Source organism: Bartonella sp. AP72JLCBS, from assembly GCF_042195705.1.
Lineage (GTDB): Bacteria > Pseudomonadota > Alphaproteobacteria > Rhizobiales > Rhizobiaceae > Bartonella.
This window is the reverse complement of record NZ_JBHIOU010000009.1, coordinates 64,808-90,192: the sequence shown is the minus strand read 5'-3', so window position 1 is coordinate 90,192 and position 25,385 is coordinate 64,808. Positions and strand designations below refer to the sequence as shown.

31 protein-coding genes, 1 tRNA gene and 4 pseudogenes are annotated in these 25,385 nt (G+C 35.3%); 17 read left to right on the top strand and 19 right to left on the bottom strand.

Features of this window, described 5'->3' with window-relative positions; genetic code table 11:
• The first annotated feature begins 1,158 nt into the window (after window positions 1-1,158).
• Window positions 1,159-1,675 (top strand): annotated as a pseudogene (locus tag ACFILO_RS06410) (hypothetical protein).
• 496 nt (window positions 1,676-2,171) lie between these two features.
• Here the strand turns inward: ACFILO_RS06410 and ACFILO_RS06405 are convergent.
• The 7 genes from ACFILO_RS06405 to ACFILO_RS06375 form a co-directional block, all read right to left on the bottom strand.
• Entirely contained in the window at window positions 2,172-2,522 is a 351-nt protein-coding gene (locus ACFILO_RS06405; protein ID WP_375678017.1) for a hypothetical protein, read from the bottom strand.
• A gap of 246 nt (window positions 2,523-2,768) precedes the next feature.
• A complete protein-coding gene (locus ACFILO_RS06400) occupies window positions 2,769-3,077 on the bottom strand; it encodes a BrnA antitoxin family protein (protein ID WP_375653037.1) in 309 nt (102 codons plus the stop codon).
• A gap of 690 nt (window positions 3,078-3,767) precedes the next feature.
• Window positions 3,768-4,334 carry a biotin transporter BioY gene (locus ACFILO_RS06395; protein WP_375629706.1) on the bottom strand — a complete coding sequence of 189 codons (567 nt, stop codon included), beginning with the start codon at window positions 4,332-4,334 and terminating at the stop codon, window positions 3,768-3,770.
• 257 nt (window positions 4,335-4,591) lie between these two features.
• Window positions 4,592-5,149 carry a biotin transporter BioY gene (locus ACFILO_RS06390; RefSeq protein ID WP_375678016.1) on the bottom strand — a complete coding sequence of 186 codons (558 nt, stop codon included), beginning with the start codon at window positions 5,147-5,149 and terminating at the stop codon, window positions 4,592-4,594.
• Window positions 5,146-5,802 carry an energy-coupling factor transporter transmembrane component T family protein gene (locus ACFILO_RS06385; protein WP_375613809.1) on the bottom strand — a complete coding sequence of 219 codons (657 nt, stop codon included), beginning with the start codon at window positions 5,800-5,802 and terminating at the stop codon, window positions 5,146-5,148. The genes ACFILO_RS06390 and ACFILO_RS06385 overlap by 4 nt, the downstream gene beginning before the upstream one ends.
• A complete protein-coding gene (locus tag ACFILO_RS06380; RefSeq protein ID WP_375678015.1) occupies window positions 5,799-6,479 on the bottom strand; it encodes an energy-coupling factor ABC transporter ATP-binding protein in 681 nt (226 codons plus the stop codon). The genes ACFILO_RS06385 and ACFILO_RS06380 overlap by 4 nt, the downstream gene beginning before the upstream one ends.
• Window positions 6,480-6,519: 40 nt before the next feature.
• Window positions 6,520-7,947: an amino acid permease gene (locus ACFILO_RS06375; RefSeq protein WP_375638589.1), complete on the bottom strand. Its 1,428-nt coding sequence runs from the start codon at window positions 7,945-7,947 to the stop codon at window positions 6,520-6,522.
• Window positions 7,948-8,111: 164 nt separating this feature from the next.
• Between ACFILO_RS06375 and ACFILO_RS06370 the strand changes: the two genes are divergently transcribed.
• The gene (locus ACFILO_RS06370; protein ID WP_375613811.1) at window positions 8,112-8,450 is read left to right on the top strand and encodes a hypothetical protein; all 339 of its coding nucleotides are present in this window, start codon (window positions 8,112-8,114) and stop codon (window positions 8,448-8,450) included.
• Between the two features lie 529 nt (window positions 8,451-8,979).
• On the opposite strand, the gene ACFILO_RS06365 is transcribed toward ACFILO_RS06370, so the two are convergent.
• On the bottom strand, window positions 8,980-9,156 hold the full coding sequence (locus tag ACFILO_RS06365) for a SlyX family protein (protein ID WP_375612388.1): 177 nt from the start codon (window positions 9,154-9,156) through the stop codon (window positions 8,980-8,982).
• A gap of 454 nt (window positions 9,157-9,610) precedes the next feature.
• Here ACFILO_RS06365 and ACFILO_RS06360 point away from each other — a divergent pair.
• Window positions 9,611-9,686, top strand: a tRNA-Thr gene (locus ACFILO_RS06360).
• Between the two features lie 99 nt (window positions 9,687-9,785).
• Here the strand turns inward: ACFILO_RS06360 and ACFILO_RS06355 are convergent.
• From ACFILO_RS06355 to ACFILO_RS06325, 7 genes and pseudogenes are all read right to left on the bottom strand, one after another.
• A complete protein-coding gene (locus tag ACFILO_RS06355; protein WP_015856272.1) occupies window positions 9,786-9,989 on the bottom strand; it encodes an AlpA family transcriptional regulator in 204 nt (67 codons plus the stop codon).
• Window positions 9,990-10,072: 83 nt separating this feature from the next.
• Complete coding sequence (locus tag ACFILO_RS06350; RefSeq protein WP_375678014.1) at window positions 10,073-10,696, bottom strand: lambda exonuclease family protein; 624 nt, start codon at window positions 10,694-10,696, stop codon at window positions 10,073-10,075.
• 1 nt (window position 10,697) lies between these two features.
• Window positions 10,698-11,506: pseudogene (locus tag ACFILO_RS06345) on the bottom strand (ERF family protein).
• A gap of 138 nt (window positions 11,507-11,644) precedes the next feature.
• Window positions 11,645-12,403, bottom strand: a complete 759-nt coding sequence (locus ACFILO_RS06340; protein ID WP_375678013.1) for an antA/AntB antirepressor family protein — start codon at window positions 12,401-12,403, stop codon at window positions 11,645-11,647.
• 37 nt (window positions 12,404-12,440) lie between these two features.
• A complete protein-coding gene (locus ACFILO_RS06335) occupies window positions 12,441-12,803 on the bottom strand; it encodes an antA/AntB antirepressor family protein (RefSeq protein WP_375678012.1) in 363 nt (120 codons plus the stop codon).
• A 64-nt stretch (window positions 12,804-12,867) separates the two neighbouring features.
• Window positions 12,868-13,242 carry a hypothetical protein gene (locus ACFILO_RS06330; RefSeq protein ID WP_375678011.1) on the bottom strand — a complete coding sequence of 125 codons (375 nt, stop codon included), beginning with the start codon at window positions 13,240-13,242 and terminating at the stop codon, window positions 12,868-12,870.
• A 158-nt stretch (window positions 13,243-13,400) separates the two neighbouring features.
• Window positions 13,401-14,018, bottom strand: coding sequence for a helix-turn-helix transcriptional regulator (locus ACFILO_RS06325; RefSeq protein ID WP_375678010.1), 618 nt, complete (start codon window positions 14,016-14,018; stop codon window positions 13,401-13,403).
• Window positions 14,019-14,127: 109 nt separating this feature from the next.
• On the opposite strand from ACFILO_RS06325, the gene ACFILO_RS06320 reads away from it, so the two are divergent.
• Window positions 14,128-14,379, top strand: coding sequence for a helix-turn-helix transcriptional regulator (locus ACFILO_RS06320; RefSeq protein ID WP_375678009.1), 252 nt, complete (start codon window positions 14,128-14,130; stop codon window positions 14,377-14,379).
• Window positions 14,380-14,395: 16 nt separating this feature from the next.
• Window positions 14,396-14,803 carry a hypothetical protein gene (locus ACFILO_RS06315; protein ID WP_375678008.1) on the top strand — a complete coding sequence of 136 codons (408 nt, stop codon included), beginning with the start codon at window positions 14,396-14,398 and terminating at the stop codon, window positions 14,801-14,803.
• A gap of 24 nt (window positions 14,804-14,827) precedes the next feature.
• On the opposite strand, the gene ACFILO_RS06310 is transcribed toward ACFILO_RS06315, so the two are convergent.
• Window positions 14,828-15,703 (bottom strand): hypothetical protein, encoded by an 876-nt coding sequence (locus ACFILO_RS06310; RefSeq protein WP_375678007.1) that lies wholly within the window; start codon window positions 15,701-15,703, stop codon window positions 14,828-14,830.
• Between the two features lie 69 nt (window positions 15,704-15,772).
• Here ACFILO_RS06310 and ACFILO_RS06305 point away from each other — a divergent pair, with 69 nt between their 5' ends.
• The 3 genes and pseudogenes from ACFILO_RS06305 (at window position 15,773) to ACFILO_RS06295 (ending at window position 17,798) form a co-directional block, all read left to right on the top strand.
• The gene (locus ACFILO_RS06305; protein ID WP_375678018.1) at window positions 15,773-16,855 is read left to right on the top strand and encodes a YdaU family protein; all 1,083 of its coding nucleotides are present in this window, start codon (window positions 15,773-15,775) and stop codon (window positions 16,853-16,855) included.
• A 22-nt stretch (window positions 16,856-16,877) separates the two neighbouring features.
• Window positions 16,878-17,315: a hypothetical protein gene (locus tag ACFILO_RS06300; protein ID WP_375678006.1), complete on the top strand. Its 438-nt coding sequence runs from the start codon at window positions 16,878-16,880 to the stop codon at window positions 17,313-17,315.
• Between the two features lie 155 nt (window positions 17,316-17,470).
• Window positions 17,471-17,798, top strand: a pseudogene (locus tag ACFILO_RS06295) (hypothetical protein).
• 49 nt (window positions 17,799-17,847) lie between these two features.
• Here ACFILO_RS06295 and ACFILO_RS06290 read toward each other — a convergent pair.
• Both ACFILO_RS06290 and ACFILO_RS06285 read right to left on the bottom strand, forming a co-directional pair.
• Window positions 17,848-18,141, bottom strand: a complete 294-nt coding sequence (locus ACFILO_RS06290; protein ID WP_004856691.1) for a HigA family addiction module antitoxin — start codon at window positions 18,139-18,141, stop codon at window positions 17,848-17,850.
• Window positions 18,142-18,157: 16 nt separating this feature from the next.
• A complete protein-coding gene (locus ACFILO_RS06285; protein WP_252619286.1) occupies window positions 18,158-18,439 on the bottom strand; it encodes a type II toxin-antitoxin system RelE/ParE family toxin in 282 nt (93 codons plus the stop codon).
• A gap of 185 nt (window positions 18,440-18,624) precedes the next feature.
• Here ACFILO_RS06285 and ssb point away from each other — a divergent pair, with 185 nt between their 5' ends.
• The 9 genes and pseudogenes from ssb (at window position 18,625) to ACFILO_RS06240 (ending at window position 24,184) form a co-directional block, all read left to right on the top strand.
• On the top strand, window positions 18,625-19,068 hold the full coding sequence (gene ssb / locus ACFILO_RS06280; protein ID WP_375678005.1) for a single-stranded DNA-binding protein: 444 nt from the start codon (window positions 18,625-18,627) through the stop codon (window positions 19,066-19,068).
• Window positions 19,069-19,078: 10 nt separating this feature from the next.
• Complete coding sequence (locus ACFILO_RS06275; RefSeq protein WP_375678004.1) at window positions 19,079-19,615, top strand: hypothetical protein; 537 nt, start codon at window positions 19,079-19,081, stop codon at window positions 19,613-19,615.
• A 67-nt stretch (window positions 19,616-19,682) separates the two neighbouring features.
• Window positions 19,683-19,883 carry a type II toxin-antitoxin system HicA family toxin gene (locus ACFILO_RS06270; RefSeq protein WP_375612550.1) on the top strand — a complete coding sequence of 67 codons (201 nt, stop codon included), beginning with the start codon at window positions 19,683-19,685 and terminating at the stop codon, window positions 19,881-19,883.
• Window positions 19,880-20,275 carry a type II toxin-antitoxin system HicB family antitoxin gene (locus tag ACFILO_RS06265; protein ID WP_375613839.1) on the top strand — a complete coding sequence of 132 codons (396 nt, stop codon included), beginning with the start codon at window positions 19,880-19,882 and terminating at the stop codon, window positions 20,273-20,275. The genes ACFILO_RS06270 and ACFILO_RS06265 overlap by 4 nt, the downstream gene beginning before the upstream one ends.
• Before the next feature lie 498 nt (window positions 20,276-20,773).
• Window positions 20,774-21,094, top strand: coding sequence for a hypothetical protein (locus ACFILO_RS06260; protein WP_375678003.1), 321 nt, complete (start codon window positions 20,774-20,776; stop codon window positions 21,092-21,094).
• A 3-nt stretch (window positions 21,095-21,097) separates the two neighbouring features.
• Window positions 21,098-21,679 (top strand): hypothetical protein, encoded by a 582-nt coding sequence (locus ACFILO_RS06255; RefSeq protein WP_375678002.1) that lies wholly within the window; start codon window positions 21,098-21,100, stop codon window positions 21,677-21,679.
• Between the two features lie 323 nt (window positions 21,680-22,002).
• Window positions 22,003-22,593: an antA/AntB antirepressor family protein gene (locus tag ACFILO_RS06250; RefSeq protein WP_375678001.1), complete on the top strand. Its 591-nt coding sequence runs from the start codon at window positions 22,003-22,005 to the stop codon at window positions 22,591-22,593.
• Between the two features lie 563 nt (window positions 22,594-23,156).
• A pseudogene (locus ACFILO_RS06245) lies at window positions 23,157-23,909 on the top strand (phage antirepressor KilAC domain-containing protein).
• Window positions 23,906-24,184, top strand: a complete 279-nt coding sequence (locus ACFILO_RS06240; RefSeq protein ID WP_375613969.1) for a hypothetical protein — start codon at window positions 23,906-23,908, stop codon at window positions 24,182-24,184. The pseudogene ACFILO_RS06245 and the gene ACFILO_RS06240 overlap by 4 nt, the downstream one beginning before the upstream one ends.
• Before the next feature lie 64 nt (window positions 24,185-24,248).
• Here ACFILO_RS06240 and ACFILO_RS06235 read toward each other — a convergent pair whose 3' ends face one another.
• Entirely contained in the window at window positions 24,249-25,295 is a 1,047-nt protein-coding gene (locus ACFILO_RS06235) for a Fic family protein (protein WP_375668741.1), read from the bottom strand.
• Window positions 25,296-25,385: the final 90 nt, after the last annotated feature.

The window sequence follows — 25,385 nt, the reverse complement described above, 5'->3', positions numbered from 1 at the left end:
TGGCACTGGCAGCGCCCGAGGCTGCTCCACCCGTAACCGCCGTGACAGCCAATGCCACGAGAGCCGCACCGGCTTCTTTCAGCCCTTGGGCTTTATAATCCCAGTCTTTAAACTCAGCCTTAACTGCTAGCCAATCAACTTTCCTTACAAATCTTAATCAACCCAAAGTAATAGCCTGAAATAGCCGTGTGTCGTATGGAAAATTAAAAACAAAAACCGAATGAAGAAAATGCACTTGAGACTTGCATATGGCTTCACAGGTTTATTGCTGTAAAAGCTTCAAATGATGATATCTCTAATACTTTTCGCTTGTTCTCTTGTCGTAGCTTCCACATGCGAAAAGATATGGATTATGACACCTCTTCTCAAGCTTATTAAACTGAACTCAAAGGTATTTCCTTATTGATTTTGAAAGAGTCCTTAAAATGCATTTTGCAGAGCAACGTAGAAAGCATGTCTAAAAAAATCATTCCAAGAGCAACAGATTTTTCTGAGTATTGCGAAGAGATTGAATAAAGACCTTCTCTCACGCGCCAAAACTCTTCATGAACTAATGATAGGAGAGTTTAAAATAGATTTCTAAAAAATAGTGAAATAGTGAAAAGTGCTGATCATTTTTGGATTGGATATGCATTTAAAGAGTGATTAAAAAGTTTTTTTAATGTACAATATATTTCTAGAAGCCAAAATGGCTCTATAGTATCAAATTTATAAAGTAAATAAATCCATTAATACAAATTAAGGATTTTAGGATACACGAATTTCAAAATATTTGTTTTTTTAAACATGAATAGCCAGCATCAGCACAAAAAATGTTGCGGCAGTTATGAGTCACTTTCATGTACTTTTGAAATAACAGAGCTTTTCTTTAATCTTTATGAAAGGGTTGCCAGTGCTATGGGCTTTTTTGAAAGGTGGATTTGGGTATCAAAATGCAAGCAAGAGTTTGGGATTATGGAGCTCTGTGTTTAAAGCTGTCATCAACTATAGATAAATCATAAACGAGGTTAACTAAAATATTAAAAGCAACTGGATGCAATAGAAGACATTGCTATTAAAAGAAAAGCAAATACTGAAAAAACTAAAAGGTAGTTTGTGTTTTTATATCAGAAAATAATTTAAGAAATTGAGATCATAATTTTTTCACAGGAAATAAATATGTTTACAGATAAGAAGAGAAAAGCCTTGTTTGGCGTTATAATTTTTATATTTGTATGTTTTTCAGGAATAAGAAAAAATCTTGACTTTATTCAGGGTATTTTGACATTCGCGTCTATTTCTTTGGTGATCGTAACAACTGTTTTTGCAATTTTATGCAATTCTAATATCCCTTCTGAGTTGCAAAACAACCCACAATATAAATGCGGTAATACAACAGGTTGGAAGAGCTTAACATGTGAGTTACAACAGTATATGCACAGTCTCCTAAAGTTAATAATTTTAGCGCGTGTCGTTTTAATTTTCCCAAGTAGTTATAAAGAAACTGTTTCTTTGCCTGTCATTTCTAAATACGCGGAGCACAAGTTTTCTTTTTCATTGGATACCGTACTTTGGTAATTAGATATTCAAATATTATACTTTGGTACTTTTTTTAGTCTGTGTGTTCTTTACTATGTCGCATACACGCAGTTTAATAAATATATCTATTTACACGCTACAGAGCTCTATTAAATAGATACCGTAAAATTTACGATTTCATGCTTTAATTTTTCTTTTATATTTCATTCATTATACATACAATTATCATTTTTACTTGTTTTAATAGCAAATTTATGTTGAAAATTTTCAGTATTAAATATTATATCAAAATTGTTATGTGTCTTTCCCACAAAAATTATGTTTTTAAATACGGGATTTACTTCATATTTTTTAAAAAAGTTCAAAAAAACTCTTTTAAATTATTTTTTTCTTTAAATTTTATATCCAAGCCGAATTCTATTTCAGTATAATCATCCGTGGGAAATTCACCCAACACAAGTTTAGCCATCTTTAGCAAATTGCCTTCTGATTGCATTGCAAAAAGTCTGATTGTTTTGATTGTGTATATTTCAGTTTTATCTCTTTAATTAAACGCAATTTTTTTTCGAACTCTTCCTTACCAACAATATCAGGTGAGATATCAATCGTTTTCGGGAGAAAAGATTTTTTGTAGTGTAGCTGCAAGAATTTGTTTAACTCTTTATTTGAAAAAAAAGTGTAAACTCTATAGGAATCAAAATTCCAAAATATTGCTTATTCTGTTCAATCTGATTTTTAGAACGTGGGTTAGGAATATTCTGAAAGTCGTTTTCAGAATCAATAACTTCAGGATTATAAGGACTATTTTCTCCCGTTAACACATAAATCCAATAGCAGATCTTCGAGTTCACAGAAAACTTTTCGATTATTAAGGTAGCACATTGATTATCACAGTTAAAATCGTATCTTCCTTCCTCTAAAAATTTATCAGCATCATTGATATTAACTAATTCTGAGGCTGGATCTATTTTATATTTATAAGAAAGGAAGTTAAGGGTATTCATAAAGTTAACATAATTACAATGTCTATAGTCTTATCAGATGGCAGGTGCTTCCCAAGTTATCTTAGTGACCACGAGAAGGTGGTGTGTCCAAAATATATTGTATTGTTTAGAATCAGTTAGTTAAAGATCAAAGTTATAAAATTTTAATTGCAAAAGTAATACGAATTTTAGAGAACTCTGCAGTGAAAGCTGCTTAGATTTTTAGGATATGGGCTCCCCCTTCCCGGCTTTTAAGTGGAGGAGAAATCAGTGCATTGAACGAAGCATGGCATCACGTAAAATGGCGTTAATCCGCTTTTGATATCCTTTCCCTTGACTTTTAAAGTCACGCGCTACCACGTCTGAATCCACACGCACTGTTGTGACAGTTTTGGGTGGTTTATAGAATGGATTGCGAACGGCATTTTTCCAGAACACATCATTGAGTGACGGAATATCACTATGATCAATTGCACTGTCCGGCATTGCAGCCAGTTTATCAACTTCAACTCTCTGTTTATCTGTCAAAGGTGATAAGTTACCTACATCAATTTCATAACGAACTTTCTTCTTTATAACGTTTCTTTTCTTTCGAGTTGGCTCGTCGTGCTGAAATAATACGGATTACCTCTATGCCATCTTTATCGTCATGGACAGTATGCGCTACGAATATTAATAAAAAACCATCCATGAGCCATAAAGCTTGCTCACCATACTCTCGTTTTCAATACGGTCTTGTTTAACCATAGTGAATGGGGCTGCAAAAACACTTGCAGCTATTTCAAAACTTTACACGGTGCTTTCTAAGATTACTTTTTGTTTTAGCTTCATTCCATTCAAATCTCATTTTTATACCTTATATTAACACATTTACTTATATTAACACATTTATAAGGGTATTATATACATCAAGAGTTTTAGATGAACACTTAATTATCCATGTTTTTGTAAAATTAATATAATAATAATTTAAAAATTAGTGATTAATTAACTAAAAATATTAAAAAAATAATAAATTATTCTAAGGCTTTATGCATATAATATGCAAATCGAATAAAACTTACAAGCATGTTGAATAAAATGATATTAATTGGCTATTTGGGAGCTGCTCCTGAAAGCAAAAATGAATTTTGGTGCCGAAACATTCAATTTTCGTATGGCTATCTCTGAGAGCTATGCAGATAAAAATACCAATAAAAAGTAGACAAAACAAAATGGTATTCCGTGGTGCTTTTTAAGCTACATACATTTGGCAAAACTTGTTCTTCAGTACAGAACTGCCCCTTTTTCCGAATGAATGAGAGGAACGGTTTTTTTAATGGTCAACGCTACAAAGGATGCAATCAGCACTTTCAAGAAACCACTAACCAAAAAACCTAATGAACTTATTAAAACTGTCAGCAAAGGGACCTGTGTCATATAAGCCACCCATGGTATTCCAAAAGAATAGACTATCCCAATGCCACCCACAGTATTTATCACAAATAATATTATAAAATTTAACCGGTGCCAAAATAATTCTACCATAAAGCCAATAAAAAATGCAGCAAATGGAAAACTAATCAGATAACCACTCGTAACTCCTGAAAAAACACTAATTCCACCACGACCACTAGGCAATAGAGGTAACCCAATCGCAATAAGAACAAGGAAAAGAAGTGATGCTAAAGCTCCCCTTTTCGCTCCAAGTATAGAGCCTGCTAACATCGGAGCCATAGACTGAGCTGTAATAGGGACGCCCAGCAAAAAAGGAAGATAAATAGGAGGAAAAAGACTCAAAACAGCGTAAATAGCGGCAAATAAAGCAATATAAACTAAATCTTTTGTATTCACTGAATTATTCCTTCACTAGGGAAAAGCTTTCGTTATTGTTGTACAATTAATAAAAAGTATCAGATTTATAAAAGTACACTTTAAATGCCTTAGATATAGAGAAAAATACTATAATAATTTATTTTAATAACATCACTTATATGAATCATATTAGATTCTACAGTGTTTAATTACATCATAAATTACTATAGTTAAATTCAATAATAGTGATATATGAATATTATATAATAACAATATAACAAAATAATACATTTATTTTAGTTATTATGCTTTGAATGAATGAGAGGAACAGATCTTTTAATCGCGAGTGCAATAAAGGATGCAATCAATACTTTTAAACAATCGCCTATCAAAAAAACTGATGAAGCCATTAAAACCTTCAGTAAAGAAACTTTGGTCATATACGCTGTCCATGGAACCCCAAAAGAATAAACTATCCCAATGCCACCAAAAGTATTTATCATAAATAATGTTATAAAATTTAACCGCTGCCAAAACAACTCTACCATTAAACCAATAAAAAATGCGGCAAATGGAAAACCTATTAAATAACCACTTGCAATCCCTGAAAAGACACTGATTCCACCACGACCACCAGACAACAGAGGTAATCCAATCGCAACAAGAACAAGAAAAAGGAGTGACGCTAAAGCACCCCTTTTTGCCCCAAGTATAGACCCTGCTAGCATCGGTCCCATCGATTGAGCTGTAATAGGTACCCCTAGAAGAAAAGGAAGATAAATAGAAGGAAAAAGGCCCAAAATAGCATAAATAGCGGCGAATAAAGCAATATAAACTAAATCTTTTGTATTCATTTGATTCTTCTTTTACTATAAAAACTTTTATTATTATGAGATGCTATATCAATAGTATCAGCATCATAAGAACGCGCGTCCAATGCTTCAGCCACTTCTGAAGCCATTCTTATGGTTCGTATAATTAAAGGTATCGCAAGAGCAACAATGTTAGTATTAAGTCCTCGTGCTTGCTGTGCTTCATGTACCTCATTAAACTTTTCACCCAAAAGAGGAATAAACCTGATCGCCATAGAGATAACCATACTCACTTTTGATGGATTTATACCAAAACAACGAAAGGGCTGGAGGCCTGCTTCAATTGCATCCACCATATCTGACACTTTTGTTGTGAATGAAATAACTGATGATAAAGAAAAGAGGATAACAAGACGTAATATGACCTCAACCCCCGTAAGCCAACCGCTAAAAATAGTTTGAAATACAAATAGAAGAACTAAAAGCAATCCCATCGATTTAAATTGCTTTATCACAGTTTTGAAAGGGATTTTGGCGACTCTATAGAATAAGATGACCAACAATAAAAATAAACCAAGAAGCGCTATGGAAGAAACCATTATTATAAAAGTTCCACAGGCCGTAAGAAATAATAACTTAACTCCAGGACTTAACCTATGAATAAATGTATCCCTCGGAATATATAAACCGATCATGACATTCTTCTTATATACTCCTTTATAGCAACAAAAGGTACATCATCAATTGCTATCTCCCCCTTATCAAAAACCAGCACTCTATCAAACTTTTTCAAAAACTCTAAATCATGCGATACAACTATTGCCGTTTGTGGTAATTCTTCTATCACTTGCGTAACGCGATGCTTATTTCGCAAATCAAGTAATGTCGTCGGCTCATCAAAAATAATGTAGTCTGGTTTCATTGCAACTACACTAGAAATAGCAACGAGTTGTTTTTGCCCACCACTTAATAAATGGACAGCGTGATTTCTGAAATCTTGAAGTTCATAGCGCTGTAAAATTTCATCTACACGCTCCTTAATTTCATCTTTATTAAGCTTTAAATTTTTGAGACCAAAGGATAAATCCTCTTCAACTAATGGTAAAACAATCTGATTATCGGGATTTTGAAAAACAAATCCAACTTTACGTTTTACTGCTTTTGCATCGCGTTTTGTATCAAGCCCATCAACGCTTACAAAACCATGAGATGGTAATTGGAGCCCATTAATAAGGCGAACAAATGTACTTTTTCCAGAACCATTCGCACCTATAATAGCAACTCGTCTTTCGGTAAGCTGTACAGTAATATTTCTTAAAACACACAAATCACCAAAAACTTGTGTTACCTCATCAAATTTTATAATCCCCAAGGTTTATTCCAATCAATCCCTTTTATTAGCTCTTCTTTCTCTATCGCTTCAGTTTATAACCTAAAAGTAATAACAAGCACCATAGAGGAATAATAATGACTGCCAAACTCATATCAGGCATCTGTACAGGAATATATGCTTCAAGAAAAGGCAAGCTTATTCCTATCATATCAAAAAGTCGAGTCATCAATCCATTTTTCCCAAAACCACTGACAAACATAATGCAAAATAATAAAGCAAGAAAGCAGAGGCAAAGATAGTTAGCGTAAGGATATAAACCAAACGCATAAATAAAATCGCCCTTTCTGTTCTTATGGGCATTGCGAAATTTCAAATGAACAATAACAATAATAGCCCAAGTAATCACTGCTGCTGCAGTTGCAAGAGCCATGATCCGCATGAAACTATTATCAGGAACAAGAGCATTAACAACGACAATCAACGCCGTACATAATGAAGAAAAAAGGATAGCAATATAAGGAACACGAGCAGCACTCAGTTTACTAAAAATATGTGGTGCATTTTTTTGTACAGCTAAACTATAAAGCATACGGCCATTAGAATAAATGCCACTATTGTAAACAGAAATAGCAGCCATAATCACCACAAAATTCAAAATATGACCAGCAGCAGGAATTCCTATAGTCTCGAAAATTGTGACAAAAGGACTACCATTTTTTCCAATCATATTCCAAGGGCTGATTATCATAATAATGCTGATAGATCCAATATAAAAAATTATAATCCTCCACATAACTTGACGGATAGCCGCTGGAATTGTTTTTTGTGGATTAGATGCCTCTCCAGCAGCAATACCAATAAGCTCCGTTCCTCCAAAAGAAAACATTACTACAGAAGTTGCTAAAACAACCCCTACTGCTCCATAAGGGAAAAAACCACCATGGTCCCAAAGATAATGAATATTCGCTTGATTTTCCCCTAGTCCAGTGACAATGAGAAAAATTCCAAAAATAATCATACCAATAACAGCAGCCACTTTGATCAAAGCGCAAACAAATTCAAATTCTCCATAAAAACGAACATTAAACAAATTAACAAATGTAACAAATAAAAGAACAATGAAAGATGTCTTCCAATGATCAATCAAAATCCAATGATCAAGGTAAAACCCTATCACTGTAAGTTCAGCCATGCTCACAAGAATATAAAGAAACCAATAATTCCAACCTGTTATGAAACCAGCTAATCTCCCCCAATATTTATAAGCAAAAAAACTAAATGCTCCTGAAGACGGTTCTTCTACTGACATTTCACCAAGCATTCGCATAATGAAATACATAATAAGCCCGCCGACAAGATAAGATAAAATAACTGAGGGACCAGCTAATTGAATTGCCTCGGTTGACCCATAAAAAAGTCCCGTCCCAATAACGCCACCCAAAGCAATCATTTGAATATGGCGATTTTGAAGGCTACGCTTCAATTCCTCGTGCTTTTTTTCAGACATCATGCCTCACTACTTTTGTTGAACTTAACCTCAACTTTTATTGAAAAATTAGGCACCTCTTTCAAAAAACACAAAACAAACGTAAACTTATTTTCTTATCATAATGCAACTCCTTATTTTTTTGTGCATTATACGTATGTCCCGTTGAAGTTTTAAGAAAAAATATGCTCCACCCTTTATTTAAATTAATGTCCTTCATTTTCGTTACACTAACCATTATAGCATTGGTCATTGATAACGCACACTCTGTAATCACATCACATTGGACAACAACCCCCTTTAATAAAATTTTAACAAGCCTTCTGCAAACAGATATCTATCACCTTAATCAATCTCTATGCAAGGTAATGCCTGATTTTCTGTCCTCAATTTGCATTACTCTCACTTATTTACCCGCATGGTCTATCTTTGGTGCTTTAGCAATAGTATTTTGTATCTTAAATTACGAAAAACAAAAGCCTTTTCACAAAATATCATATGCATATAACGAAGAGTACATTTGATCTTTAAAAAAACTTCTAGAGCTCTCTGTACTATAACATAATCGATGTCGCTTAAAACCCCTCACTCTATTAAAACAACTGAAGATCACTTGATCATCAGAAAAAATTAAAACGCTTCATTATAAATATAGGCGCTCACTTATGATTTCTATAGATAACGATAACATCACTTTATTTGTATCAATTTAAAAAAAATTAGCGAATAAATCTACCTCCCATCTATAAGAAAACTCTGTACAGAAAAAACTTAAAATATTGCAGTTCATATATTTTTCTATAGCTGCTTCTTTAATACTCTACAAAAACTTTTCTTAATTTTCGTACTAGAAACCCCACATAAAAAAACGTCTTCTAATATCAGCTCTCCTTATAAGATTGGAACTTATTAAAATTAATGAAGAAGCTTATAAAAATTATTCTACAAGTCTAACAAAATGCGTGAAATAAAGACTCATCTGTAAATAATTGCAATTGTGATAAAAAATATTTCGCACCTTCTCCCTATTGAGAAAATGGTAAGATAACAGCTTCAGTAACACTCTAGTTCTTTTAAATCTGAAAATCGTCTCGCTAAAATATCAACTTTTTTAGATATCTCATCCAAACTTTTCCATTGATTAGTTACCTCTCGAGAAAGTTCCTCAATGAATTTTTCTTGGTAAGCTAGCTTCATTTCTAATTCTATCAGCCGATCTTCATCCGACATGATTTTTACTCCCTCTAAAATAAAAAACGTGATTAATTTTATTAATCCTCCTCCCTTTTTCTTCCCATAAAAATGAGAAGTAACTTCTCAACTAATTCTACTCATCTATTTGCACATTATAAAAGGTTTATGATGATCTTTATTTTCCCAATCACTCTATGCAACAAATTTCTTTCTTAAGAATCAGAAAATGTTTTTATCTTTACTAAGTTATCTTGACACCATTTTTCATCCTAAAGATCTACATTCCCAGCTTCTTAATTTAAGTGCTATCGTAAATTGAAAAGCATTTTATAGCATTAAGGTCAAAGAATACTTTCCTCTGACTTTTACATACTTCTCCTTCAAATTATTATCATATGTATAAATTATTGAAAAAATGCATTCTTGCTTTTATACGTACTTTTAGCTATTACCCTCAAATTAGTTTTGTCTCATTGACTTACAAACCTATGCCGCATTAGCTCAGTTGGTAGAGCACATCATTCGTAATGATGGGGTCGCTGGTTCGAATCCGGCATGCGGCACCACTTTTTGTGTTTAGCATATTGAAATATATAGATTTTTTCTTTAAACAGCCATTTTCAGACCACCTTTTAGACCACCTTCTACAGTTTATATAATTTTACCTAATTTGTTCTTATTTGCTCCTTATTTTTCTTTGGAGTGAAGGCTAAGATCTCTTTTTTTCTCCATCTCACTGCTCTCCCTAGCTTATATGGCTCCGGAAACACCCCCTGAAGCACCCAATTGCGAATCGTTGTTGTGGATACACTAAAAAGCTGTGCACACTCACGTGTCGTTACATATCTATCTCCATCATCAAATATCATCTCATTACCTTTCTCTTTTTTATGTTAATTAAATGGGTGGGGGTGCTTAAGCAAGAGGAGAAGGAGAGAGCACCCCCATAGGTTTAAGCAGCTTTTGCCAAAATCTTTTGCATCTCTTGTTCTATTTCCCCTAAAAAGATTTCGACCGCTTTATTAATCTTTTCAATTTGTTCCTCGTCACGGTTGACGCGTTTGATTTTCATTCTCAAACCAGTAGATTTGCCTACAAAGTTTGGATTATAGCTCATGAAATCACACCATTTGCGTCCAGTGCATGCCATTTGGAATTGCATCTGTGCGATATATTCAGGCTTGATTTCGTCATACATAAAGAAGCGCAAATGCGTGGTTGATTGTGGACATTTGACTTCGATTAAACCGTCCTCTCCAATCAACCCATCAGGACTAGCCCCCGCCATTTCCATTTTTGGGTGGGGGATAAACCCGCATCTTGTGACTTCTGCGTCATAAATGAATTCATATTCTCTTAAGGCATTCTCTTCATGTTCAATGCCCCATTGCATAGCAGGTGTTGTATAAGATTGGCTTATTTCCTCTATTAAGCGTTCTGCCATGAGTTTCGTTTTGTAGTCTTCATATTTGCTGGTAGGCAAGCCTTTAGCTGTCTTACTGAGTACGCTGTAGACATTAGATGCAGTGACTTTACCCAAGCGCGCTTGAAACCACTCTGCTGTCCTTTGTTCCATTTCACACCGCCGTTTCTTGTTGAGTTGGCGCATATTCGATATCTTGTATAGGTGCATCTAATTGCTCTTGTTGTGCTTTATTCATTTGCTTTCGTTGCTTTTTTTCAAAGAAAACAAAGCGGTTTGTGCTTGTTTAAAAGACATATCTTTTAGATTTTTTACTCCTATGAAAGAGAGAAGCCTACTTTCTTCAGATTGTGTTTTTTTAATTAATTCTTTGATTTCATTCATCTGTTCAGAAGAGATACCCGCAAGAAGTGTTATTCCATCTGTATCGTCTTCTTTTCTTGCAACATTAAGAAGCATGCCTAAGAGATATCTACGTGCGTAGCTTATAGTAGAACCAACCGCTTGTGTGTTATTTTTGCTTCCCGTAGCATCAATGGGAAATGTTCCTTGTGTTGATATTTCATTGCCCGATATATGCTTTAAAGTCATTTCTACAGTTATGTCATTTGAACTCTGGTCTTTGATACGAGAGAACAAGGCAAAGTGATGTTTTGCAAGAGGTTCTTTAATAGCATCAATATATTTATCAAGCGTTGTATAGAGGCTTTTAGTATGTGTATTAATGGCATTTTGTTCGATATTTTTATATTCCACTTGTATAGTAGAAAGATCACGGACAAAGTTTTGGCGCTCTTGTCGTTTTATCTCTTGTTCTCGCAATTCAAGAAGACGCTTGAGACGATCCAGATCGACATCATTTTCTAAAGCTCTTTCTAAAATAAGCTCCATAGCTGTAGGTTTGATTTCACAATCGTTCGTTTTTTCCACTAATTCCGTTTGTGTGGTACTTAGTTCACTCATCTTGATTTCCTCCATTGGAGCGCAATTCACCCGTGGCGTGAATCACGCATGTGTTGAAAGTTGTTTGTGTGGTTAGAAACGGTTTATAGAGAGACTATAAGATTAGTCGTTCGTATTTCTTTTCCATAATTGTTGCTTTTAATGCATGCTTTGTCTTTTAAGCTCTTGAGACAGCACACCAATTCCTTTTGCTGTGATTTTTGCGCAAGGAATGACCTTTTCTATTCCATTTGCGGTTTGAAGTGTGATAGTTGGACAATCCATAAGTTGCTTTTGGATTCTGTCTTGATAAGGAAGCAAATTTCCACCTGCTGCTCGTCTGTAAACCCAACCTTTTTTCTGTAAGAAGAGAATGAACTGTTTTGGTTGCATCTCGAGTATTTTAGCGGCTTCTGTAAGACTGAAGAGTCCATTATGACGCTGTAAGCTTTCAAGAGCCATGGCTTTTGGTGTTAAATCTTCAATGATGGTGTCTTTTTGATCTATTTGACCTTGTAGGTAATTCAAAAAGCCAATCATAGCCTTTGGACTTGAATAGTCGATTTGTGGTGTTACTACTTGCTTTACACGCTTTTCACATTCGATAAAGTATAAACGGGCTTCTCTCCCTTTCTGATTGTTCTCAAGCATAGAAAGTTCTTTGGCTCTATCGAGTGTGAGATAGTAGTTAATCGCGATAACAGCCCTAGATTTTGCGCTCGCCAAATTTGGCGACCGCAAATCTTGTGTTTTTATAAAATCTTGTCCTTCTATAAAATTGTATCTGGTAATACGGTCCTTAATCCAATTGGAAAAGTCACGTTTTGCCTCTAAGAATGCATGCAGATCACGTGCATTTACTGTCTGAACAATTTCCTTATCAATGGCTTGTTCTTTAATCTCTATGAGAGTATTCATGATGAACTCCTAAAGTTTTGCATCATCACTGTCTTAATTAACAAAAACACAAGGTTTGATATAATATTCTGCCATAGTTTCTATGACGTTCTGCTTGAGCAATTTTCCTTGCTGCGTGAATTTTGAAGTAATGATTATCGGTTTTATCTGTTTCTATTTCAGATTTTGGACAAATCTTCTGTCTGTTCCATTCTTGTTTTGTAAAAACAAAATCCATGCCTTCTTTTAGATCAAGCTTTTCAACACAATCATTAAACCAAGTGGAAAAATCTTGTTTCAAATGTAAGTACCTATGCATTACATGGGCATTGACCATTTGGACATAACCGATTTTGTTGTCTACCTCGTTTTCAGGCGTGAGATATCCTTCACTATGAATATGAGTATCATGTGTGGTCATAAGTTTACTCTAATCAATTATTGATGGGAAAAGGGGAGGCGCTTTTAAAAGCGCCCTTCAGAATTTAAAGCACATCACATGGGCGCAAACGGTGTTGTTGTTCGTAAGTACCGTAAATCTCATCATTATATTTTTCGTCTGCGATCTCGTCTAAAAGTTCTTGGTAAGCATCACTTTCGAGTACAAAGTCATGAACTTTACTCTCCTCATGGAGATGTTCGATATTTTCTTTTACATATGTTTCTGCAATTTCTTCAGAGATATCTTCACAATTATTCTCAGAAGGATTGATGAGAAAGATTTGGATTGCATCATCTGCCTCATCAATAATTTTTAAAACTTGGCTTTCATCCAGTGGTCCCGACCGACCAATGTTTTGATCATCATCATAGACAACTAATAAGATTTCATCAGAATTTATAAGAATTGGCTTATCCATAATTTTTCCTCCCTAACGCCTCTTGGCGATTGTTTGTGCGTGGTTTGTATAATTACTTATATAACTATAATTATAAAATAGCAAGCAAAAAAATTATAAAAAGTTATATTTTTTATAAAAAATATTATAATATCTTGCTGAATAAGAGGGGAGGATAATTAGCGATAAGTCCGAATCATCTTGCTGTAAGAACTTATTGGCAAAATAGCAAATATCTCTCCAACCCACACAATTTTAACATTCTTAATAGGTAAGGCATTCCAAGAAAGCAGATCTATTTCACCATTCATTCCCCTGCTAATCTGCTTTATATATCTTTTATTATCATGTGTTAAAATAACGGCTTCTTTGCCAAAAAAAGATTCTATTGTTTTAATTTGGCGCCGTCTTACGATAACCATATCTCCATCTTTATAGGCTGGAATCATAGAATCTCCTTTAACTTCAAAAGCAACCATATCATCAGGTAAAGCAAAAGGAATTTCTACTTGTTCAAGACCATCTTCAGGGATTTGTTCAAAACTTGGATCTATCTGTGTTCCTGCTCCAATATACCCCATAAGAGGAACAAAAGTTGTGAAGTGATTATCCCCTTTTAGTTCTTTATATAATTCTAAAATGGCATCTCGATTAGAGCCGCGTGGATCAGAATCTTTTAACCACTTAGACACTGAAGCTTGTGTTACGTTTAGCCGTCTGGCTACATCTTCTTGCGTTAAGTTAAACTCGGTCAAAATCTTTTTTAATGTGCTTATGATATTAGATTTATTACTCATACTTCTGCTTACCTTATTTTTTTATCGTTGATAAAGATATTTTTCATTGACTTTATATAACTATAATTATATGAATAAAATAAGACAAAGCTGTAATTGGAGCTTGTAAATGGATCAACGAGAAGATTTTAAGAATTTGACTAAGTCAATACGGGGCAAATTTAATTGGACACAATCAGAAATGGCGAAAATGCTTGGTGTAACTCAAGCAGCTGTTTGCAAGTGGGAAAAAAGAGGATCTATCTCCGTAATAAATTATCTCAAGCTGCAAAAGTTGAAGGATAGTTCTAGCCCTATGCCTGCTTTTACTACTTCTCTCACAGATAATAATAAACAGCAACAGCACCCTTCACACTCTTAAAGAAGAAAGATCAGAGATGATAGATGTCCCACAGATCACTATAAGCAAAGTCCAGTTGATTGATCTTGTTAATAATATTGGAGAGGCAACCATATATTATGGTGTCCGTTCGACTCAAGATGCATCTTTTGAAACAAGAATAGATCCCTCATCGACAGGTTATTTTGTCTATATGCTGTATAGTATCTTTGCGCGTGATGATAGAAATTATTTTCCGTTATTGCCGTACGATGATTTTAATCAATGGTTTTCATCTGCGTTTACGCAAGCTTTTACAACTTGGTTTGATAATTATTTTTCTCAAGAGTTGTTATCTTTTTATCGCTTAAATGAGCTGATCTTGTTTATGATCTTAGTCAAAGATAAGCTTGATCTCTTAAGGGATGAAGTTATCAAAAAAAGAAATCAAATTAATAAATCATAGCATAAAAATGTTTGCCTAAGTGAGTTAATGCAATTTTTTAAAGTCTATGAGGTCGGTTTGTGTCGTTACAGTCATTGTTGTTTCTGGTTTCAATGGGGATGTATGAGTAATGATTAAAGTAACTTGGGCTTTTATATCTTCTTCACGCGCTGCTACAAAAATAAGGATTCCTGTGTACTTATCTTCTGAGGGAGCTATAGAAATATTAACATCGATTTCTTGTCCCGTTCGAAAATCCTTTGCTTTCTCACAGTATCCGGATGATATTGTGTGTGACGTTGGTCTGGCATCAGGATTAACATATTGTGATTGCATTTGCCGCAATCTTGTTCCCGATTTGTATCTAATGCCATATCCAAGAATAAAGCGAGAACCATCTTTTAGCTTTATATTTAAAACGTGGATGACAGTTTGTGCATTGTTTTTTATCTTTAAACAAAGAAGCGTCCACTTGCCTTTTGTTGGCAAATGGGGTCCAGTTGTATATATGGAAGGTGGCGTTCCTAAATCCTCTACTCTTTTGTTATCTAACAAAATTTTAATATGTTCCTCTGACCATTTGGCAAGATCTTTTGTCGATATCGCTTGCTCTTTAAGGGCTGTCGTCTGTTCTTGGCTTTCTGCAAATTGCTTGCTTATCCATTCCCTATCTTCTTCTCGTTTCTTTGCAGCTTTTTCTAAATCATCTTTGCGGATTTTGGTTGCTTCTTTACGGTCTTTATTTCTTAAAATAAGCGCTACAGAAAGCGACACAGCAAATGACACAAAACCTGTAAGAAATATCTTTATCCATTCTTGCATCTTTCCCCTCCCCACTTTTTTAGAATCGCTGGGAGGATACTTTTTCAAAAACATTTTTTCAAGACAAGCAATCACAACGCGCTCTGTCATAGCACACATATAAATACGTAGAGCCTTAAGGGGGGATTATGATCACTAATTTATATTTAAAGAAAGAAGGGGGCGCGCATATCTAATGCAATGCCATGGATAAGATTCCATTTGTATGACTGGATAAGTGGTACAGATGGAATGACGTTAGAGCAAAGGGGCGCTTATATGACGCTTCTCGTTCGCATGTACGATAAAAAAGCACCAATTAAAGAAGATTTTGAAACGCTTGCACGTGCTTGCAATTGTTCGCAGAAAAAATTTGCAGCTATTGTCGAATACTTAATGAGGAATGATAAACTTGTTGAGACAGATAATGGATTGTGGAATACGCGCGTTGAAGAAGAGCTGAACGATTTTGCTGATAAAAAAGAGCACATATCGCAAGTTCGTAGTGAGGCTGGTAAAAAAGGTGCACAAGCAAAAAATAATACAAAACAACATGTTAATAATTTTGCTGAAGCAAATGACAAGCAAAACGTTTTTTTTGCTGAAGCAAACGCTAAGCAAAATCAAGCTATAAAGAACCAGAATAAGAATATATATAAAAAAACTAAAACTAACGTTTTAGCAAAAAAAGAAATTGGTTCTGAAAGTTTAGAAACAATCGATTTGGTTGACAAGCCAACAGAGGGTGCTGCTGTTGAGACCACATCAGAGCAAATCACAACGGGTGTAGAAAACCAACCTCCCATTCACGAGCAAGAGAACGTTCCCAAAAAAGCAAAACGAGCGCAAGCTAATCGCGGTTGTCGATTGCCTACGGATTTTGAACCGGATTACGATTTTGCCATTGCAGAGGGCTTGCCTCCAGAGCGCGTCAAAGTCGAAATTGCAAAGTTTCGAGATTATTGGCATTCAAAAGCCGGAGCAAATGCAACCAAAATCGATTGGCAAGCAACATGGCGTAACTGGATACGCAGGGCTATCGAGGGTTTAGAAAAAACCAAAAACAAGAACAACAATGGTGGAAACAATGGAAATTACACTCAAAAGCAAAAAAGCATTGGGGAACGTATCGCAGACAGTCTCCTTGATATCGGAAATCGAGGGTATTTTGAAACACATTCATGCGATGATACCTCCGAGCGGTCCGTTTGTTTTGAAGGATGGCAGCTAATTAACGAAACAGCAGGAATCGATTGCTTTAGAGACTGGTGATCAATTGCAAGAGCTCTTCGCAGTGAAAGCAGGTAAAGAGGATATAGCAAAAGCTATTCGCATGCTGTCGTGTGGTTTGAAAATAGCACAACAATCAGACCATGAGGGAATGGCGTTGACCTATGGAATGGTTTTGGAAAATGTCTCTGCATGGTCACTGATGACAGTGGTCAAACGGATTTTATGTGATGAAATAAATTGTTTATCCGATACGTTTTTTCCGAGCACACGAGAACTTGTCAGGTTGTGTCGTGATTTGGAAAACGATCTTTTGAGAAAAGTCAATTTTGTACGCAATGCTGTTTTGAGATTCCGTGAAAAGGAGTTGAAAGAACAAGCAGCGAAAGAGCATTCAACGCCTATAACGCTTGTTCATAAGCAAGAGCTTGAAGAGACTTTAAATGGCATTGGTGGGATAATGAAACGCTTTGGTTCACAGCAAAATAGTGAAAAGTGCTGATCATTTTACGATTAGACATGCATTTAAATCGACAAAAAGGCACCGCATAAAGCGATTTAAAGATTTTACGATGAAAAAATATCTGTAATATAAAGCGCCCTGTACGGTCAAATTTAAGGTAAATAGACCAATTGGTAAAATTATGGACTAAAAACATGAGAATATTAAAAGACCTGTTCTTAAAAAAACGTAAACAACCAATGCAAAAAGAGTTTGTTGCAACAGCTGTTGGTTATGTTCCTTGGGGGGACGGAGCAGAGGAGTATTTTTACAACCTCTACGAATATGAAGATGGCACAAAAGAATGTGAAAAGTTTGATGGTGGTCAGTATTACAAAACACCTAAGAATGCGGATTTTAGTACCAAAGCGCAAGTAAAAGCATGGGTTTATGGGGGGTACTATTCCGAAAAGCGTTCTCAATTACGAACCTCTTATAGATGAGATCAATAAAGGCGTAAAAAAACTATCAGAAGTTGCTTGATTTTAAAGAACATGACTTCTAGGTGTGAAGAAAGATGGGCTAAGTATTTCTAAAGATGCCCTACTTGCTCTAAAGGTGAAATATGTGGGATTGGGCTGTTATGCCGAGCTTGCCACAAATCATGCTTTTGTTGCAATTTAAGCCAGAATTCCGCATCATTTAAACCCGCTTTTTCTAACCGTAAAGCTAAATTAATGCTAATCGCCGCATGGCAGTTTAAGACGCGGGATAAAGTTAAACGTGCAACACCAAGACGATTTGCAGCTTCTGTTACTGTTAATCCTAATTCATCAAGCAATTCTTCTTTCAAAATGCCGCCAGGGTGTGGAGGATTGTACATCATAATAACACCTCAAAACTCAATGGTAATCTTGATAATCAACCAGTTCAACGTCTGTCCCAATGAAACGAAAAGTAACACGCCAATTTCCATTGACACGCATTGACCAGTAACCTTTTAAATCGCCCGTAAGCGCATGTAGACGATACGATTTAAGAGTAACTTGTTCAGGCGCGGATATTGTATCTAAAATTACTAAAATGTTTGCTAATTTTTTAGCATGCGCGGGTTGTATGCCTTTGCAGACTCCTCTTTCAAAGAATAATTTCAACCCTTTATGCTTAAAACTAACGATTGCCATATATACCCTCTTGATACTTGATACTATACACCATGCATTTATGTCAATTGATTATTTATCAAAGAGCATATTAAACATAATTTTATATGTTAATAATTAATAATATATCATTGAAATAATTGAAAAAATAATAAAATTACGCTAAGATTTTTTACATATTTAAATACAAATTTAAGGTAAAAAACATGCTAAATAAAGTGACATTAATCGGACGCCTTGGTGCTAACCCCGAAAGCAAAACAATGAATTCTGGAACAGAAGTAGTCAATTATCGTATGGCAACTTCTGAAAGCTATACGGATAAAAATACTCATCAAAAAGTAGAGAAAACTGAATGGCACTCCGTGGTGATTTTTAATCCACATTTGGCAAAAATTGCACTTCAATACCTCAACAAAGGTTCAAAGGTTTACGTAGAAGGCAAATTACAGACACGCAAATGGCAAGATAAAAATGGGCATGACCGTTACACAACAGAGATTATTTTACCACAATTCAAAGGCGAGTTGTATTTGCTTGATGTAAAGAAAGAGCAATCTGCCCCTTCTTCCGTTACTTCTCAAAATTATGCTATCGCTTCAGGTGCTGCTGATCATAGTGCATCTCTTAATGACAGCATACCATTTTGATTGATAAAATATGGCAAAAAGAAAAAAACGTGCAAAACGCGGTCGTCCACGGATTAAAGGATGTATCAGAGAACCAAATGGACGCATCTCACGAGCAAAAACACCGCATGAACCCATGGATAAATTGGCAATTGAAATGCGTGCCAAACGCTTCTGTTTAACCATAGAAGAGGCTAAAAATCCGCTTTCCGGTACCTATATTGGGCGGTTTTATTTGCAAGGTGAAATCAATCAAGACCAATATGATGCTGCACAAAAATATCTTGAAGTGAAAAACAATTATCTATGTGCAAAAGAATTGCCTAATGCAATTTATGATAACTTTACTCCTTCATCAAATGAGGAGGCACAAAAACGGTGGATTGAAAGAGCAACTCATTGTTATGAAGAGACGAAAGAGGTTATCAAAGAAACACAACACCTCTATAGACAGTATAATCTTTACGCTGCATTACAATATCTTGTTATAGAAGATCAATCGTTAACACATCTTGTTAGCTCTTTGCGTATTGTTCTTAATGCGCTTCATAAGCATTTTAGCCATTAAAAAAGAATTGACATCAGATGAAAAATCATTAAAATGTGTATATATTTACACATTATGAGTTTAGGTAATGGAACAAGATAGCCGAAAAATCATTGCAAAATTAAAGCGTGATGGCTTTGAACTTATCAAAGTGAAAGGTTCTCATCATAAATTTAAAAAAGATGATAAGGTTGTTATCGTTCCACATCCTAAAAAAAATCTTCCGATTGGTACAGCACGTTCTATCGCACAACAAGCAGGCTGGTTAAAAGAAGGAGAAGAAGAATGAAAAGATTTTTTGCTCTTGTTCATAAAGATGAAGAATCTGCTTTTGGTGTTCAGTTTCCTGATTTTGAGGGACTTTTTTCTGCTGCTGATGAGGAAGAAAATTTAATCGCAAATGCAACAGAAGCACTCCAACTTTATTGTGAAGATATAGATAGAGTGCCTATTCCTTCAAAATTTGAAGAAGTCATACAACGGAAATCTGTCAAAACAGCTTTGTCAGAAGGAGCTTTTTTAATACAAGTTCCTTTTATTGAAAATGATTCAGAAGTCATACGCACAAATATATCAATTGAACGAGGGCTTTTACGTGCAATTGATAATTGTGCACAAAAGAGAGGTTTAACAAGATCTGCTTTTTTGGCAACAGCAGCCCGTCACGAGCTTAATATTTAGCTCATCAATCTGGAAAAATTTCTCACTCTCGATTTTTTTACAAAAGCGTGTAATTGCATATGATCCGCAAACTATTAATGAAAATCAAAAGGCAGCAGGCAAACAAAACGCTATAGTTAAGAGGGATATAACTATCATTGATATTATATACATGGCATCTAATATTTCTGGACCTGTCATTGCCTTTCCCTCCTATAATAATTTCACAATAATTTATAAAATCTAAAATGTTTTAGAAAATTTTATATATTCTATTTTAAAATAAAAAATATAGATTTTTTGTTGGCATGGTGTAAAAAATTGCATTTAATGACGATACTGCACTAGTCGTATTGCGTCTAAAATTCAAAAATATCCCCAAAAATTCAGTAAAATGTGAACTTGAAGCGTGGCTAGAAAGCCCTGTTTTCTTGCTAATTCTGGCTAATCAATTTTTCACAGAATAAAAATCAATAATTGACTAATGATGTCATTAATTATGACTCAAAAGGAGCAATGATGAAAACTGTCATCACTAAGCCAATGTGTGTTGTTGGAGACAATAAAAGCACTGTTCGCTTTGAACCATCAACACCCAATAATCCATTTGTTGAAGTTTCCAATCAAGTCTACGCACGTCTCAAGCGTGCAAATGCTGCTAAACCTTTTGTTGATGTTCAAACAAAAATAAAACCCGACAAGACAATTGAACACATTAAGCAGATAGAACAAGAAGCCGTACAAACATCAACTGAATCAGCAGCCGAGGAAATTCCACTCGAACAACCCAAAACACCTAAAGCTTCCAAGCCATCAACATCTACCCCAAAAAAGGCTTAGAAGTTGAAATTAATTATCCACCAAAAATGGTATCTTCAACAGGCAAAAGATACCTTCACAAGCCTTCAAGCCCCTCGCCTTAATTGGGCTGTGCGTAATGCTCTAAACACTGCAGCAAAACAAGTTGAACGCTTTACTGAAAAGCAAGTTGCTGACATCTCATCAGCCCAAATAAAGCGTATAAGAAGAGGCGTTTATATTAAAGAAAAGGCGACAGCAAGGTTTCTTGAGACAGATATCATTGGTTCTGGAACACCAATACCTCTTAAATTTTTTAAAGTAAACGAAACAAAACGCGGCGTAACTTACACACTGTTTGGAAAGAAAGAAATCTTACCCCATGGTTTTATCAAGGGAGGCAGTTTTCCAAAGCGTGTTGAATTAAAAAAGCTGAATGGTAATGTATTTCAAAGAGCGGATGGAGATAAATTTCCCATTGCAAAACAAGAAGGACCTTCAATTGCTAAAGTGATGTCCAAGCCAGAGATTGCAAGTGCTATTGCACAATATGCCAATGAAAGATTAACCAAAAACATACAGAGACAACTTTCTCGTCAAGAATACGCTGCTAATAAAAAAGGCTAGATCATGTTCTCAAGCTATGTTTGCTATACACTGAGATTTTCTTTCTTGACAAGATTCACGGAAAACGTATATCGTTAAATCAGGTGCCTAACAAACACCTTAAAACAACTAGCGGATTGGTTACCGAAATAACTAATTTTCCGCATATTAAAAGCTTTGACTCATTGTATGTTAGACGCATATAATGATTTCGTCGGGTGTGGTTATGCTATAAAATACCTTCACGGGGAAAGCATAACGACGGGCTAGTTGCCGTGTTTGTTAGCACCCGGCACTCTTTTTTAGAGTGTCATTAACAAACCTCTAACAACTAGGAGTTCACTATGAACACTCTCATAGAAATTAAAGAACAAATCATTGGACAAGAAACTGTTCAAACTGTTAACGCACGCGAGTTGCATACGTTTTTAGAAGTTAATATACGCTTCAACGATTGGATTTCACGACGGATTGAAGAATATTCTTTTCAAAAAAATCAGGACTTTGTGAGTTTTACTCAAAAAAGAGTAAAACCTAATACCTTTCAGGAAAATCAAGGCGTTGTGAGTTTTACTAAAAATTTAGTAAAACCTAAAGGCGGTCGTCCAAGTACAGAATACCACATCACTTTAGACATGGCGAAAGAGCTCTCAATGGTGGAACGTAATGAGAAAGGACGTCAAGCACGCCGTTACTTTATTGAGTGTGAAAAGAAACTAAAAAACCAAGCTGTTGATTATGATCGTGATACGCGCTTTGATTTGCCAAGTTATTGGGAAGGTATGAACGCTGGCGAAAAAGTTTTATATCTTTTAGGTCCTATTCATATGCGTCTTCTTGATGCCTTCAGAGTAGATGAAGAGAACAGAAAATACAAAGCTCTCATTAAGGAAGCAAAACAGGTTCTAGCAAAATCTGTTACGAAAGCCGCTTAAATTTAAAATATGATCTCATCTTCCCTGCTTGCAAAGTGGGGAGGATATTAATTCAAAGGAGATTATCGATAATGCTTCGCTTTTTCCAGAAAAAATACAATAAAATCAATGCAAAAGGTACTTCCCAGCGGGTTGGCTTCGTTGCGGGGCGGACGAGCGCAAACTATCGCTAGCGACAGAATTTTCAATTTGACTGTACATTGTACATTTAACTCATTGATAAATAATGATTTCAATATGTACACTGTACAGTATGTGAAACGTTTTCTTAGCAAAAAGTAATTTTTATTACTTGACAATTCTACAGTAATAGGTATCTTCGAATCAGGTGCCTGAAAACACCTTAAAACCATAAGCGGATGGATTGCCGATACAATCTTTTTCCGTACATTGAAGGCTTTGACTCATTATATGCGTATGGCGTATACTGGTCTTGTCGGGTGTGGTTATGCCATAAAATACCCTTTCGGGGGAAAGCATAACGACGGACTTATGGCCGTGTTTTCAGCGCCCGATACCTTTCTAAGGTGTCAATGAAAACATTTAACCATAAGGAGTTCACAATGAACACTCTTATTCCGATATCGGAACAAACTGTTGGACAGGAAATTGTTCAAACAGTAAATGCACGTAATCTGCACGCATTCTTAGAGGCAAAACGAGACTTTTCCAATTGGATTAAAGACCGTATTATCAAATAAAATTTAGAAGAGGGAATAGATTATATTTTAACGCTCGCCAAAACTGGCGAACGTCAAAATGTAGTGTTAAAAGAATATTATCTTACACTAAATGTAGCAAAAGAGCTTTCTATGCTTGAGAACAATAAGAAAGGTAGAGAAGCTCGTTTATACTTTATCAAATGTGAACGGCTTTTGAAGCAAGTAGCAACACCACAGATAACTGCATCACAAGTTGACTATTCCAAACCGGAAGCATTGCTTGGTGTTTTGAATCATCTACAAAGCCAAATAGAACATAAAGATCATGTGATTGCAGAATTGACACCAAAAGCAAAAGCTTTGGATGGCTTAAAGCGCTCTGATGGTTTATTCGGTCTTATTGAAGCAGCAAAGATGTTGGAAGTAAGACCAAAGGATTTAACTGATTACTTGCGTAAACATGATTGGGTGTATCAACGGGCTCCAGAGGCGCCGCTGTTACCTTATCAGGATAAGATCAAGAAAGGATTCATGGACTGTCCTGCTATCACCATTCAAAGACCGGATGGTACAGAAAAGGTGCTCCCTTCAACAAAAATCACACCAAAAGGATTGGCATGTTTGAGAGAACAAATCCATGGAGGTGTACAATGAACACCAGTATCGACTTTTTATGTGATTTATGGATGGCTTTGTTTCAATTTTCTGATCGTGATGATGTCGAAGATAAGGCTTTTAATGCTCTCATTGAGACCATGGATGCAATAGAAAAAGCTTTGATTTTAAAACTTCAAGATGAATCACCAAATGCACTCAGAATTTTGGCAATGATTACAAATTTTGGAACCTTAAAACCTCCCCCGATTATGGAGCCTTTGTTAAAAGCTTACGAACCAAATTTGGAGAGCCCCATTAAAAAGGTTGCTTAATTAAAAAAATAGAACTCCCCTCCCCGTTCTCAACAATGGGGAGGTGGTTAAGAAGGTAATAAAATTAAGGTGCACTATACCAAGTTGATCGTCCACCACCATGACGTATCAAAAGACCTTTTTCAACTAATGATGTAAAAGTTACTTTAAGTGTATTAGCGCTTGCACCAACCTCACGCACCATATCGCGGGTTGTAACACGTCCGTGATTACGCACATAATCAAGAATATTAAGAGCCAATTCAGATAAGGAAAAAAGAGCATTTTTTTCACTCTCTATTTTTATTTCTAATTGGCGTTTTTGTTTTTGTAGAGCACGTAAAAAAAAGAGTATCCAAGGCTCCCAATTGGGTGTTTTAGTATAAATTGTTTTTTGAGTTTGATTTAAAGCTAAGTAATAGCTTTCTTTATTATTCTCAATAATGCTTTCAAGTGATGAATATGGTACATAAACATAACCTTTTTGTAACAAAAGAAGGGTGGTTAAGATACGGCTTAAACGTCCATTTCCATCTTGAAAAGGATGAATAGCTAAAAATGTTACATTAAAAATACCAATCGTAAGTAAAGGATGAAGATCCTTTAATTCATTGGTTTTATTGAACCAAGTAATAAGCTCTTGCATTCGGTATGGTGTATCAAATGGTGTAGCTGTTTCAAAAACAATGCCAACCATTTTCCCTTGAGAATTAAATGCTGCTACATCATTGCGTAAAGTCTTATATTCACCTCGATGTCGTTGATCTTTCTCACTATTACACAAAAGATCACGATGAAGTTGTTTAATATGATTTTCAGTAATAGAAATATCACTCCAAGATTGAAAGATTGTTTCCATAACCTTGGCATAACCGATAACTTCTTGTTCATCACGACTCTTGAAACGTTTAATTTCTAAATTTACCAAAAGCTGTTCGATTTCGCGGTCTGTTAACTTACTCCCTTCAATGCGTGTGGAAGATCCAATACTTTCAACAGTAGCAATATGACGAAGAGCGTTCAATCGCTCAGGTGCAAGAGTACCAAGGGCGCGCCATGCCCCTTTGAACTCATCAATTTCAGCAATGAGAGCCAACAATTCTTGTGTAATTTGGAGTGTATCTGTTTTCATACCGGAATATATACCGAATTATACCCGATTGTCAATCATTCGTAACACCGTAAACTCTTACTTCTTATGGCAGAGAAAAAGCAAGGAGCA

Coding starts and splice junctions, on each gene's coding strand:
- ACFILO_RS06405 (WP_375678017.1), bottom strand. CDS start 2,522: ATGAATACCCTTAACTTCCTTTCTTATAAATATAAAATAGATCCAGCC.
- ACFILO_RS06390 (WP_375678016.1), bottom strand. CDS start 5,149: ATGAATACAAAAGATTTAGTTTATATTGCTTTATTCGCCGCTATTTAT.
- ACFILO_RS06385 (WP_375613809.1), bottom strand. CDS start 5,802: ATGATCGGTTTATATATTCCGAGGGATACATTTATTCATAGGTTAAGT.
- ACFILO_RS06375 (WP_375638589.1), bottom strand. CDS start 7,947: ATGTCTGAAAAAAAGCACGAGGAATTGAAGCGTAGCCTTCAAAATCGC.
- ACFILO_RS06370 (WP_375613811.1), top strand. CDS start 8,112: ATGCTCCACCCTTTATTTAAATTAATGTCCTTCATTTTCGTTACACTA.
- ACFILO_RS06365 (WP_375612388.1), bottom strand. CDS start 9,156: ATGTCGGATGAAGATCGGCTGATAGAATTAGAAATGAAGCTAGCTTAC.
- ACFILO_RS06355 (WP_015856272.1), bottom strand. CDS start 9,989: ATGATATTTGATGATGGAGATAGATATGTAACGACACGTGAGTGTGCA.
- ACFILO_RS06350 (WP_375678014.1), bottom strand. CDS start 10,696: ATGGAACAAAGGACAGCAGAGTGGTTTCAAGCGCGCTTGGGTAAAGTC.
- ACFILO_RS06340 (WP_375678013.1), bottom strand. CDS start 12,403: ATGAATACTCTCATAGAGATTAAAGAACAAGCCATTGATAAGGAAATT.
- ACFILO_RS06335 (WP_375678012.1), bottom strand. CDS start 12,803: ATGACCACACATGATACTCATATTCATAGTGAAGGATATCTCACGCCT.
- ACFILO_RS06330 (WP_375678011.1), bottom strand. CDS start 13,242: ATGGATAAGCCAATTCTTATAAATTCTGATGAAATCTTATTAGTTGTC.
- ACFILO_RS06325 (WP_375678010.1), bottom strand. CDS start 14,018: ATGAGTAATAAATCTAATATCATAAGCACATTAAAAAAGATTTTGACC.
- ACFILO_RS06320 (WP_375678009.1), top strand. CDS start 14,128: ATGGATCAACGAGAAGATTTTAAGAATTTGACTAAGTCAATACGGGGC.
- ACFILO_RS06315 (WP_375678008.1), top strand. CDS start 14,396: ATGATAGATGTCCCACAGATCACTATAAGCAAAGTCCAGTTGATTGAT.
- ACFILO_RS06310 (WP_375678007.1), bottom strand. CDS start 15,703: ATGTGTGCTATGACAGAGCGCGTTGTGATTGCTTGTCTTGAAAAAATG.
- ACFILO_RS06290 (WP_004856691.1), bottom strand. CDS start 18,141: ATGATGTACAATCCTCCACACCCTGGCGGCATTTTGAAAGAAGAATTG.
- ACFILO_RS06285 (WP_252619286.1), bottom strand. CDS start 18,439: ATGGCAATCGTTAGTTTTAAGCATAAAGGGTTGAAATTATTCTTTGAA.
- ssb (WP_375678005.1), top strand. CDS start 18,625: ATGCTAAATAAAGTGACATTAATCGGACGCCTTGGTGCTAACCCCGAA.
- ACFILO_RS06275 (WP_375678004.1), top strand. CDS start 19,079: ATGGCAAAAAGAAAAAAACGTGCAAAACGCGGTCGTCCACGGATTAAA.
- ACFILO_RS06270 (WP_375612550.1), top strand. CDS start 19,683: ATGGAACAAGATAGCCGAAAAATCATTGCAAAATTAAAGCGTGATGGC.
- ACFILO_RS06265 (WP_375613839.1), top strand. CDS start 19,880: ATGAAAAGATTTTTTGCTCTTGTTCATAAAGATGAAGAATCTGCTTTT.
- ACFILO_RS06260 (WP_375678003.1), top strand. CDS start 20,774: ATGAAAACTGTCATCACTAAGCCAATGTGTGTTGTTGGAGACAATAAA.
- ACFILO_RS06250 (WP_375678001.1), top strand. CDS start 22,003: ATGAACACTCTCATAGAAATTAAAGAACAAATCATTGGACAAGAAACT.
- ACFILO_RS06240 (WP_375613969.1), top strand. CDS start 23,906: ATGAACACCAGTATCGACTTTTTATGTGATTTATGGATGGCTTTGTTT.
- ACFILO_RS06235 (WP_375668741.1), bottom strand. CDS start 25,295: ATGAAAACAGATACACTCCAAATTACACAAGAATTGTTGGCTCTCATT.